The organism is Bacteroidota bacterium (assembly GCA_018831055.1).
Taxonomy (GTDB): domain Bacteria; phylum Bacteroidota; class Bacteroidia; order Bacteroidales; family B18-G4; genus M55B132.
In genome coordinates this window covers 1-12,579 of record JAHJRE010000089.1, presented here as the reverse complement: position 1 = coordinate 12,579, position 12,579 = coordinate 1, and the positions used below count along the sequence as shown (strand labels likewise).

General features: G+C 42.8%; 11 protein-coding genes. All 11 read left to right on the top strand.

The features are described from left to right. Positions 1 to 657, top strand: a 657-nt coding sequence (locus KKA81_05465; protein MBU2650362.1) for a gliding motility protein GldM, incomplete at its 5' end; no start/stop codon positions are given. Between the two features lie 19 nt (positions 658 to 676). Continuing rightward, on the top strand, positions 677 to 1,531 hold the full coding sequence (gldN, locus tag KKA81_05460; GenBank protein ID MBU2650361.1) for a gliding motility protein GldN: 855 nt from the start codon (positions 677 to 679) through the stop codon (positions 1,529 to 1,531). A 111-nt stretch (positions 1,532 to 1,642) separates the two neighbouring features. Continuing rightward, on the top strand, positions 1,643 to 3,748 hold the full coding sequence (gene recG, locus KKA81_05455) for an ATP-dependent DNA helicase RecG (GenBank protein MBU2650360.1): 2,106 nt from the start codon (positions 1,643 to 1,645) through the stop codon (positions 3,746 to 3,748). Positions 3,749 to 3,793: 45 nt separating this feature from the next. Further along, positions 3,794 to 6,256 carry a phenylalanine--tRNA ligase subunit beta gene (pheT, locus tag KKA81_05450; GenBank protein ID MBU2650359.1) on the top strand — a complete coding sequence of 821 codons (2,463 nt, stop codon included), beginning with the start codon at positions 3,794 to 3,796 and terminating at the stop codon, positions 6,254 to 6,256. Positions 6,257 to 6,287: 31 nt separating this feature from the next. Next, positions 6,288 to 7,937, top strand: coding sequence for a nucleotide sugar dehydrogenase (locus KKA81_05445; GenBank protein MBU2650358.1), 1,650 nt, complete (start codon positions 6,288 to 6,290; stop codon positions 7,935 to 7,937). 240 nt (positions 7,938 to 8,177) lie between these two features. Beyond that, positions 8,178 to 9,398 carry a sigma-54 dependent transcriptional regulator gene (locus KKA81_05440; protein MBU2650357.1) on the top strand — a complete coding sequence of 407 codons (1,221 nt, stop codon included), beginning with the start codon at positions 8,178 to 8,180 and terminating at the stop codon, positions 9,396 to 9,398. An 11-nt stretch (positions 9,399 to 9,409) separates the two neighbouring features. After that, positions 9,410 to 9,943 carry a hypothetical protein gene (locus KKA81_05435; GenBank protein MBU2650356.1) on the top strand — a complete coding sequence of 178 codons (534 nt, stop codon included), beginning with the start codon at positions 9,410 to 9,412 and terminating at the stop codon, positions 9,941 to 9,943. Between the two features lie 11 nt (positions 9,944 to 9,954). After that, entirely contained in the window at positions 9,955 to 10,839 is an 885-nt protein-coding gene (locus tag KKA81_05430) for a hypothetical protein (protein MBU2650355.1), read from the top strand. An 11-nt stretch (positions 10,840 to 10,850) separates the two neighbouring features. Continuing rightward, entirely contained in the window at positions 10,851 to 11,189 is a 339-nt protein-coding gene (secG, locus tag KKA81_05425; protein MBU2650354.1) for a preprotein translocase subunit SecG, read from the top strand. Between the two features lie 132 nt (positions 11,190 to 11,321). Further along, the gene (locus KKA81_05420) at positions 11,322 to 11,600 is read left to right on the top strand and encodes a co-chaperone GroES (GenBank protein ID MBU2650353.1); all 279 of its coding nucleotides are present in this window, start codon (positions 11,322 to 11,324) and stop codon (positions 11,598 to 11,600) included. A 34-nt stretch (positions 11,601 to 11,634) separates the two neighbouring features. After that, positions 11,635 to 12,579 (top strand): chaperonin GroEL (gene groEL / locus KKA81_05415; GenBank protein MBU2650352.1); only part of this gene is annotated, 945 nt, incomplete at its 3' end.

Here is a 12,579-nt window from a genome sequence, read left to right as displayed (position 1 = left end):
GGTCTGATCAAAATCAAAGACCCGGAAGGACAAGACGTAACCTATCCTTTCTCCCATGAATATATCGTAGCTCCTCCTTCTTTAACCGTAGCAGCTACGAAAATGAATGTATTCTATATCGGAGTTGATAACCCGGTGTCAATCTCTGTCCCCGGTATTGCAAAAGAACGAATCAGACCCTCTATCTCTGTCGGCAGCATCAGTCCTGACCCCGCAAGCCGAGGAGACTGGATCGTAAAAGTCCCCTCTGGTGCCAGAAAGGCTGTCGTTTCAGCCACCGCTGAATACCAGGGACAAGTGATGAACATGGGATCCTCTGAATTCCGCGTTAAAAAAGTACCGGATCCGGTCGCTGAAATAGCCGGTATGATTCAGGGTGCTATTGAAAAAAATACCCTGCTCGCCGCCGGAGCTATTATTCCGGAAATGAAAGACTTTGAATTCGATCTGTATTTCAAGGTAACCTCTTTCAAAATGATTACCATCATCGGAGGCGACCTTGTACAGAAAAATGCAAGGGGAAATCAGTTTACTTCTGAAATTACAAGCATCATCCAAAGTGCCAGGAGAGGTCAGAGAATTCTCTTTGAAAATATCCAGGCTGAAGGACCTGACGGCATCAGAAGCCTGAACCCCATTAACCTTGAAATAAAATAACCATCAGGAGGTTGCTATTATGAAACGAATAAGCATCATTCTAATCTTGCTCTTTGTCCTCATCGGGGCACAAAAACCTTCCACGGCCCAGGTTTATAACAATGAACCTCCCGTCGATGGTCTGTTTGCCGATGGCGGCGGTTTTACCAATACCAAACCCGTTGCTTATCCCCCCTTGAGAAAAGCAGATGTGATGTGGGAGAAACGGATTTGGAGGGTTATTGATATGCGTCAGAAAATCAACCAACCCTTCTATTATCCCATCGAACCCCATAATCATTGGAGAAACCTGATCACCGTAATCATGGATGCCCTCAAAGAAGGGACTATCACGGCATACGATATCTCCACAACGGATGAATTTCTGGTTCCCCTAACATACCAGGAAGTTATCAACCGTCAGGTAGATACTATGCATAAAACCTTTAAAAGGCCATATCCTCCTTACGATGAGTTCGACTCCGTCATCTTTACCCAGTTTGATCCCTCCAAAATTTTGCGATTCAGGATCAAAGAAGACTGGTATTTCGATAAACAACGCTCTCAGTTAATGGTGCGTATTATTGGCCTCTGCCCGGTTATGATGAAGGAAATCAATGGCGAAGAATTCCCTGAACCACTGTTCTGGGTATATTTCCCCGAAGCCAGACCCGTATTCGCTAAATCACTGGTTTATAACCGGCACAATGATGCCATGCGACTTAGCTATGACGATGTGTTCTGGAAAAGAATGTTCGGCAGCCTTATCTACAAAGAATCCAATGTGTACGACCGAAGGATCTCCGAATATGCATCCGGACTCGAAGCTCTTTATGAAGCTGAAAGAGTTAAAAACGACCTGATGCGTTTCGAACATGAACTATGGGAATTCTAATATCTTTATATTATATGGAAAACTCCTCCCCCATCAGGGAGGAGTTTTTTATTTGATAAATTTTAAGTAATTTGGTTTTCGCAAAACTTTTATGGTTTAGAACTTCCCAGAATGATTCCTCATATACTGGATACGCCTATAGAATACCTGAAAGGTGTTGGCCCGGCAAGAGGTCAACTCCTCCGCAAAGAACTTAATATCTATACTTTTCGCGACCTTCTGCTTTATTACCCCTTCCGCTATGTCGATAAAAGCAAATTCTTTAAGGTCAATGAGATAAACTCAGACCTTAGCTTTATCCAACTGAAGGGAAAAATTTCCCAGATGCAGGTTGTTGGCGGACAACGTGCCAAACGACTCACTGCTTTATTTACAGATGATACCGGATCAATCGAACTCGTTTGGTTCAAAGGAATTCGTTGGTTTAAAGATAAATTCAATCCCGAAACGGAATATGTCGTGTTTGGAAAACCCGCAATCTATAATAACCGATATAATATCCCACATCCCGATATAGACCCTGCAACATCCGATAAAGACCCCATCGGTAATACCCTGGAAGGATATTACAGCACTACCGAAATTCTGAAATCAAAAGGACTCTCCAGTAAAAGTATTAGTAAACTTCTTAGAACCCTCCTTATTAAAGTTAAAGGACAAATTCCGGAAAACCTGAACGAACACATCCTTAAACATCTTTCTCTCCCCGATAGAGAATCGGCATTATTTAGCATACACTTTCCTGAAAATCAACAGATTCTTTCCAAAGCCGAAGCCAGACTTAAGTTTGAAGAATTATTTTTCATACAACTACGCCTCCTTGTTTATAAGGTCAACAGAAAAAAACAATCCAAAGGATTTGTCTTTGCACAAGTGGGGCAATTATTGAACCGCTTTTATTCTGAGAAACTTCCGTTTGAATTGACATCCGCCCAGAAAAAAGTGATTAAGGAAATCCGTGCTGATCTTGGCTCCGGGATTCAGATGAATCGGTTGCTACAAGGTGATGTGGGAAGTGGAAAAACTATCGTTGCCCTTATGTCGGCTCTGATTGCCATGGATAATGGATTCCAGGTCTGTCTCATGGCTCCTACAGAAATACTCGCCAATCAGCATTTCATATCTATCTCCAGAATGTTGGAAGATATAGACGTACAAATCAATCTTTTAACAGGCTCCGTTAAAACTTCCCGCCGTTTAACCATTCATGAACAACTTGAAAACGGCATGTTAAACCTCCTGATCGGAACCCATGCTTTGATCGAAGAAAAGGTTCAATTTAAGAATCTTGGGCTGGTTATTATTGATGAACAACACCGGTTCGGAGTTGAACAAAGGGCCAGGCTTTGGACGAAAAGCGATATAGCTCCCCATATCCTTGTAATGACCGCAACCCCCATCCCCAGAACCCTCGCTATGACTCTTTACGGAGATCTGGATATCAGCGTGATAGATGAGTTACCACCCGGAAGAAAGCCTGTTAAGACATTTCATTATTATGATTCAGCCCGATTGAAACTTTTTGGCTTCATGAGGGAACAAATCCGCCAGGGCCGTCAAATATATATCGTTTACCCTCTGATCAAGGAATCCGAAAAACTCGACCTGAAAGATCTTATGGATGGCTATGAAAGCATTCAACGATCATTCCCACTACCGGAATACGCCATCAGTATCGTTCATGGCAAAATGAAATCCGCGGATAAGGAATATGAAATGCAACGTTTTATCAGGCAAGAAACTCAAATCATGGTGGCTACAACCGTTATTGAAGTCGGTGTGGATATCCCCAATGCCAGCGTAATGATCATAGAGAGTGCCGAACGCTTCGGACTATCCCAACTGCATCAGCTCAGAGGCAGGGTTGGCCGGGGTGCGGATCAGTCATATTGTATTCTGATGACTCATGAGAACTTATCCCATGAAGCCCGGAAAAGGATTCAAACCATGGTTAGAACCAATGATGGATTTGAAATTGCTGAAGCTGACCTCCGGCTCCGCGGCCCCGGTGACCTGCAAGGTACCCGCCAAAGTGGGATGCTGGATCTGAAAATCGCTAATATCGTCAAAGACGAAAAAATCCTGAAATACGCGCGATCTACTGCTATAGATATCCTGGATAAAGATCCGGACCTTTCCGGTAAAGAAAATAAACCTGTCGCAGAATACCTCTCCCTGCTTAACAAAAGCGCTCCAATGTGGGAAAGGATAAGCTAAAAACAGATTAAAATGTTTACTTTTGCCATTTAATTTTCAAACCTGATGAAGATATCCTATAACTGGCTGAAAGATTATATTGCCATCGATAACATCAGCCCCCAGGAAATTTCCGAATTCCTTACCAGCGGAGGCCTTGAAGTTGAAAGCCTGGAAAAGTTCGAGTCAATTAAAGGTGGTCTGAAAGGAATTGTAATCGGAGAAGTTGTCCACTGTGAAAAACATCCGGATGCCGATAAACTTAGCATAACCAAGGTCAACACAGGTTCAGAATCATTGATCCCCATCGTTTGCGGAGCGCCTAATGTGGCTGCAGGACAGAAAGTTCTGGTGGCTCTGCCAGGGACTACCCTCTATATGGGTGAAAAAAGCTTTGTTATTAATAAAACCAAAATACGGGGAGAAATATCCGAAGGGATGATATGCGCTGAGGATGAAATCGGTCTTGGAACCTCACACGAAGGAATTATGGTCCTCAATGAGGATGCGTTACCAGGAACAGATGCCGCCAGTTATTTCGATATCAGGGAAGACTGGGTTTTTGAAATCGGTCTGACTCCCAATCGAACCGATGCAACTTCCCACCTTGGCGTTGCCCGCGACCTGCGAGCCATAATGAACCAGCAGGCTGGTTACAACTTAGAACTAAATTTACCTGCTGTTGAGGCATTTAATCCAGGAAATCCAACCGGAGCCATCGCCTTGCAAGTGAAAGACCCTCAGGCCTGCCCACGATATTCCGGACTCACTCTCGACGGTATTAAGGTTGGTGAATCACCGGATTGGATGAAAAATTATCTGCTTGCTGCCGGGATCAGATCCATCAACAACATCGTTGATATCACAAATTTCGTTATGCTGGAAACCGGTCAACCCCTCCATGCATTCGATGCCGATAAAATCAAAGGCGATACCGTAGTGGTACGCCTGGCTAAACCCGCTGAAAAATTTGTCACACTCGACGGAATCGAACGCTCTCTGGACCCCGACGATCTCATGATCTGCGACATATCCGATGGAATGTGTATAGCAGGTGTATTCGGTGGCGAACACTCCGGCGTCACCAGCAAAACCAAACGAATCTTTCTGGAAAGTGCTTCGTTCAACCCTGCTTTTATCAGAAAAACATCCAAAAGACACAGTTTGCAGACAGACGCCTCCTTTCGTTTCGAAAGAGGTTCTGATCCGAACATCACCGTTTATGCCCTTAAAAGAGCTGCTTTACTAATTCAGGAACTGACTGGCGGGAAAATTATATCCGATGTGGTTGATTTTTACCCTGAACCTCTTCCCCATTGGAATGTGTTAGTAAATATTGACAGGGTCAGGATGCTGATAGGCAAAAATATACCCGAACAAACCCTTGTCAATATACTTCAACTCCTTGATATTAAAATTCTTGAGGAAAATAACCAAATCCTTCAGCTCGCTGTTCCTACATATCGCTTTGATGTAAGGTCAGAAGTGGATATTATTGAAGAAATCCTGAGAATTTATGGCTATAATAATATCGAAATCGGGGAAAAACTAAATGCTTCAATATCATTTACCAAAAAGCCTGACCCCGAAAAAATACAGAATACTATTTCTGACATGCTAAGCAGCGAAGGTTTTGCTGAAATCATGACCAATTCCCTCACTAAGTCATCATATACTGAAAAAATACCCGGCTTTAACCAGGATGAAAATGTAGTGCTGGCAAATCCTCTGAGCGCCGACCTGAACGTCATGAGACAATCACTGCTCTTTGGGGGAATGGAAAGTATTGCCTACAACCTTAACCGTCAGTCGTTTAATCTGAAATTGTACGAATTCGGATTAGTTTACCATCGTGAAACAAAAAACCATGATGCACAGGATCCACTGATGAAATATCAGGAAGCAAAATCCCTTTCTATATTTCTTACCGGAAACAAATCGGAGGAAAACTGGGATCTTACCCCTCAGCAGGTGGACTTCTTCTATTTGAAATCATATGTAAACCAGGTTTTTTTACGGGTTGGCCTTAATCCGGTTGCTTTTGAGATAAGTGAATCCCCTTTGCCTCTGTTTGCGGGTTCCATGCGGTTCACCTATCGTGGCAAAACACTTGCTGACTTCGGAAAACTGGATAATGTCATAGTAAAGTTTTTTGATATTCGCCAGGATATTTTCTATGCCGATATAAACTGGGATAACCTTTTAAAATTCATCCCGGTTAATGATATACGTTTACAGGAAATCCCGAAATACCCGGAAGTAAGACGAGATCTTGCCCTACTTGTTGACAAAACAGTTGATTTTAAAACTGTAGAAAACATTATCCTGAACAGTGACAAAAATATTATTAAATCCGTTGGGCTTTTTGATGTTTTTGAGGGTGAAAAGATCGGCCATAATAAAAAATCCTATGCCGTTAGTATTATAATCCAGGATAAAAAAGCAACCCTGACAGATAAACAGGTTGATAAATTGATCCGTAATATTGTAGATAACCTCAGCAAACAGACCGGTGCTCAGATCCGGTGATTTATTATTCAAATATTTTAAAACATTAACTATGAACAAAACCACTTATTCGGTTAGCCCGGGAGGAGAAAAATTTGAAATCCCCAGCAAGGAAGATTACCAAAGTGAGTATAACCGCATTGAGACCCTGGTAAAAAAAGCACGAGGCGAAGGAAAGGAAATAGTAGTTGTAATGGGGGTCGGTTTCGTGGGTGCTGTTATGGCCGCCATTATCGCAGATACCAAAGATGAATCCGGCCGTTATTCAAAGTTCGTCATAGGATGTCAAAGACCCAGTGTTAGAAGTTACTGGAAGATACCCATGTTGAACCGTGGAGTTTCACCGGTAAAAGCTGAAGACCCGGAAGTGGATGAGTTGATCAACCGTTGTGTTCTGGAAGAAAAAACTTTAATTGCTACCTATAACAGCGATTGCCTTGAATTTGCTGATGTAGTGGTTGTAGATGTACAATGCGACTATTCGAAAAACAGCCTGGGCAACATGAAAAACGGAGAAGCTGATATGGCAGCCCTGGAGGCTACGATGAAAACCATCGGACAGAATATACCTCCTTCAGCCCTTGTTCTCATTGAAACTACTGTAGCTCCGGGTACGACGGAGTTCGTTGCCTGGCCAATCCTGAAAAAAGAGTTTAATCGCAGGGGGTTGAAAGAAATCCCATTGCTATCACATAGTTTTGAAAGGGTTATGCCCGGCAAAGAATATGTGGCAAGCATTCGCGACTTCTGGAGAGTTTGCTCCGGATGTAATCAGGAAGCACGGGGCAGGGTGGAAAAATTCCTGCATGAAGTTTTAAATACAAAGGATTTCCCTTTAACAGTGATGGACAGACCCATAGAGTCTGAGACTACTAAAATCGTAGAAAATTCATACCGTGCAACCATCCTCGCATACCTGAATGAATGGAGCCTGTTCGCGGAACGGAATGGAGTGGACCTTATCAAAGTTATCAAAGCCATTAAAATGCGCCCTACTCATTCGAATATGATTTTCCCGGGACCTGGCATCGGTGGTTATTGCCTCCCTAAAGATGGCGGACTGGGCTTTTGGGCTTATAAACATATCCTGGGATTCGAAGACGGGGAAGATGTTTTTCGTATCACACCCACAGCCATTGATATCAACGATACCCGTGCTTTGCATGTAGCCGAACTTACCCGTGATGCTCTCAGAAATATGGCCGGGTACATTGCAGGATCCAAAGTCCTGATTTGTGGAGCCAGCTATAGACAAGATGTTGGTGATACCCGCTACAGCGGCAGCGAAATGGTAGCCAGAAAACTTACCGAGATGGGGGCTGAAATCCGTGTCCACGACCCATACGTTGACCATTGGTACGAACTGGAACTTCAGGATGAATACCCCGCTCCAGGGAAATCATGGAAACGTTTCTTCAGAAATCAGGAACATCTGAAAGACATCCATATCGAAAAAGACCTGGAAAAAGCACTAAATGACTCCGAAGTTATGATCCTGGCCGTACCCCATACCCCATATCTGAACCTTGATCCAGATCAGATAGTTAAATGGGCAGGCCGGCCCATCGCTGTTATCGATTGCTTTGGCATCCTGAGCGATGAAAACATTCGTCGTTATTTTGAACTGGGCTGTGAAGTAAAAGCCCTGGGAAGAGGACATATCCAGAGAATCAAAAAAGAAGTCAGAAATAACCGCCACTAACCGGCCTTTCTTTATATGAAAACTTTAAGGAATGGACCCGCCCAGGACTAACTATCCTGAAATAATGTTCTTTTGCTTATCGGGAAAGATTATCAAATAATTGCAGGTTGCAGGCTGTAGCCTGCAACTTGAAGCATGAAGCCTGTAACTTGATATTGATCATTCCTGATACTCATTATGTTTTTTTACTAACTTTACAATTCACTGTTAGTGATTTTTGCCTGATAAAATGATTAAAGGATGGATGTACTAGCCATTAAACAGAGATTCGGAATAATAGGCAATTCTCCTCTGCTCAACCGTGCCATAGACATTGCAGCTCAGGTAAGTCCTACTGACCTTACCGTATTAATCCAAGGAGAAAGCGGGGTTGGGAAAGAAGCATTCCCGAAAATAATCCATCAGCTAAGCGCCAGAAAACATGGCTCTTATATCGCTGTAAATTGCGGTGCCATACCCGAAGGTACAATAGATAGTGAATTATTTGGACATGAAAAAGGCTCCTTCACTGGTGCCCACGAAGCCAGAAAAGGATATTTCGAAGTTGCAGGAGGCGGAACCATCTTCCTCGACGAAGTGGCCGAATTGCCCCTCTCTACTCAAGTCCGCCTCCTCAGAGTCCTCGAATCTGGTGAATTCATCAAAGTCGGCTCCTCTAAAGTGATAAAAACCAATGTCAGAGTTGTCGCTGCCACCAATGTGGATATCTCGGAATCAATCCGGAATGGGAAATTTCGTCAGGACCTGTTTTACCGGTTAAACTCAGTCCCTATCTTTATCCCTCCGCTCAGAGAACGTAAAGAAGACATCCATTTGCTCTTCAGAAAATTCGCTACCGACTTTGCTGAGAAATACCGGATGCCTCCACTCCAACTCGATGAAAATGCACTTGAAGTGTTAGTGCATTACCGCTGGCCGGGAAATATCCGACAGTTAAAGAACATCACTGAGCAAATATCCATTATAGAAGAAAACAGGAACATTACAGCAACCACGCTTCAAAGATACCTGCCGGAAATCAATACTACGGAACTACCGGTTTTATACAGGCCAGGTGACAGGGAAACCTCCATTTCCGAAAGAGATTTGCTGTATAAAGTACTTTTCGATATGAAAAAAGACATCAATGACCTGAAAAAGGTTGTTGGTGGTATTCTCCAAAGTCAACCATTCGACAAAGAAATAATTGATAGCAATAAACACCTGGAAGACGAAATACGAACCCTCGAGAATATAAGACATAAACCTGAAATTGAACCTGACCGTTACACTGATACCATTCAGGATGATTTTCAGGAATCCGAAATCATTGAAGATACCCTTTCACTACAGAAAAAAGAACTTGAACTGATTAAAAGAGCCCTGGATAAACATCAGGGTAAAAGAAAGGATGCTGCACGGGAATTGGGTATATCCGAAAGAACTTTGTACAGGAAAATCAAAGAGTATAACCTTGGCTGAATCTGTTAGTTATGCTTATTAAACAAAATTTAAAGCACTTGTCATTTTCCAGGAAGATATTTATCTTCCTGATGATGATAACCGTTTTAACATCATGCGGGGTATATTCTTTTACCGGAGCCTCCATCTCTCCTGAAATCAAAACCATATCAATACAGAGATTCCCTAATAATGCGGCTTTGGTTGAACCTACACTCAGTGAAAAAATAACCGATGCATTGAAAGATAAATTTGCATCTCAAACAAACCTCACCCTGGTGCAAAGCGGTGGAGACCTGCAAATCGAAGGTGCAATTACTGGCTATGCTACAACCCCTGTTGCTATACAGGCCAACCAAACAGCAGCTAAGAACCGCCTTACAATTACACTTAAAGTTAAATTTACCAATACTTTCGATGAATCGAAAGATTTTAACACAACTTTCAGCCGTTACGAAGACTATCCCAGCACCCAGAACCTTGCCGATGTACAGGAAACCCTCATAGACCTAATTAATGAAATGCTTGTAGAAGACATTTTCAACAAAGCCGTCGTAAACTGGTAAAATTTATTCATATGAATGCAAATGATATCCTGACAGCCTTGAACTTGAAAAATGAAATCAGTCCTGATGTGATTATTGGGCTTCGTAATATCCTGGATCAGCAACCATTTTTCCAGTCGGGCCAGATCATCTATCATGTTTTCATGGCCGTTCAGCAACCAGAACGGAAGAAAGAACACCTAAACCTGGCTAATCTATACGCATCAAACCGCTATATGGTTGACCAGATGGTAGAAATCCTGGAAGATCAAATGAAACGTGGACAAAGTCCACCCCGTCCTTCCGCTGACGAAGAAAAAGATGATCTTGAAATACGGGCAAGAGAAGTATTCAAACCATTCGCGGAAATGGTTAATCCGGAAGACCATGAGAAAGAGGATCCCGAAAATAAACCCATTATAAACACTACCACCGAAATACCTCCTGAAACAGAAGAGCCTGCACGAAAAGAAATCTCTTCCGAAAAGGATAAAATGGATATGGCTGACCAACCAACTGTCACATCAAATCGTGAAAAGGAATTGAGGGATATTCTTGCCCGAAGACTCTCCGAAATTGCAAATAAGGAAGAGAACAAACAGGTTGAAGAAAAACAGCATGATACTATTGAAGCTATATCCGATAAGAAAAAAACACAAGCCGAACTGATTGATAAGTTCATCCGGGAAGAACCTACCATAACACCTGTCAAAGGTGATGTGGAAAGCGATGTGGAATCTGCCAGAAAAAGTACCCAGGAAAACGACGATATCATCAGCGAAACTCTGGCAAAAATTCAGTATGATCAGGGAAATTTCAAGAAAGCTATTGAGATTTACGAAAAATTAAGCTTGAAAATTCCGGAAAAAAGTAGTTACTTTGCAGCCCAAATTGAAAAAATAAGAAACAACCTCTAATTCACACTCAAATGGGTTTATATATTCTGATCTCCGTTTTGATACTTATCACCTGCGTTCTGCTGATCCTCGTGGTATTGGTACAGAATTCCAAAGGAGGAGGGCTTGCCTCTAACTTCGCAAGCTCCAACCAGTATATGGGCGTTCGTAAAACGGCCGACTTTCTGGAAAAATCAACCTGGACCCTCGCCATTGCCTTACTCGCTTTCAGCCTGATATCCATCTTCGTTATCCCCCGTGGCCAGACTATACAGGTTAATGCAAGCGAAATCCAGGAAAAAGTAAACGAAGTCCAGGTACCACCTTTGCAGGATTACCAGGCCCCACCCCCGCAAGAAAACGCACAATAAAGTAAAGATATCCGAAAAGAAATGTCAGATTGTCATAAACACTCTGACATTTTTTTTATTATCTGTTTTGGCACAAAATATGACAGGGATGTGCGAGTCAATAAGTGTTGAACCAAAAAAATATAAACAACAATGACAAAAATTAACATTAAACCATTGGCCGACAGGGTTTTAGTTGAACCAGCCCAGGCTGAAGAGAAGACTGCAGGCGGAATCATTATTCCGGATACTGCCAAGGAAAAACCACAAAAGGGAACAGTTGTAGCCACTGGTCCCGGGAAAAAGGATGAGCCTTTGACGGTTAAGGTGGGTGACTCAGTATTGTACGGTAAATACTCGGGAACTGAGATCACGATTGAAGGTAAAAACTACCTGATTATGCGTGAATCTGACATCGTGGCAATCATTTAAAGAAATAGATTAACAATATAAATTATTTAGTATTATGGCAAAAGATATCATTTTTGATCTCAAAGCAAGAGAAGCCCTGAAAGAGGGCGTTGATGCGTTATCAAACGCAGTAAAGGTTACCCTTGGACCTAAAGGACGTAATGTCATCATTCAGAAATCCTTCGGTGCTCCTATCATCACAAAAGACGGTGTAACAGTAGCCAAGGAAGTAGAATTGATGGACAACATCGAGAATATGGGTGCTCAACTCGTTAAAGAAGTAGCATCAAAAACCAACGATGTGGCTGGTGACGGAACAACTACAGCTACCGTTCTTGCCCAGGCAATCGTTACTACCGGTCTGAAAAATGTTACCGCCGGTGCCAATCCTATGGATCTGAAACGCGGTATCGACAAGGCCGTTTTGAAAGTTATCGAAAGTCTGAGAAAACAATCAAAGGAAATCGGCGACTCCTCAACGAAAATCGAACAGGTTGCCGCAATCTCCGCCAATAACGACACTCAGATCGGAAGCCTGATCGCCGAAGCAATGGGCAAAGTAAAAAAAGAAGGCGTTATCACGATTGAGGAAGCTAAAGGGATCGAAACCTATGTTGATGTTGTGGAAGGTATGCAGTTTGACCGCGGATACATCTCTCCCTATTTTGTGACCGACACCGAAAAAATGGAAGCTGTTTATGAGCATCCATATATTCTTATCCACGACAAGAAGATCTCCGTTATGAAAGACCTTCTCCCAGTCCTGGAAAAAGTTGCTCAATCGGGTCGCCCACTGATCATTATCGCAGAAGACATTGAAGGCGAAGCTCTCGCAACCCTCGTGGTCAACAAGATCCGTGGCGCCCTCAAAGTCGCTGCCGTGAAAGCTCCCGGATTTGGCGACAGAAGAAAAGAAATGCTCGAAGATATTGCAATCCTGACCGGTGGTACCGTTGTTTCGGAAGATAAAGGGTACAGGCTGGAAGACGCCGACCTAAGC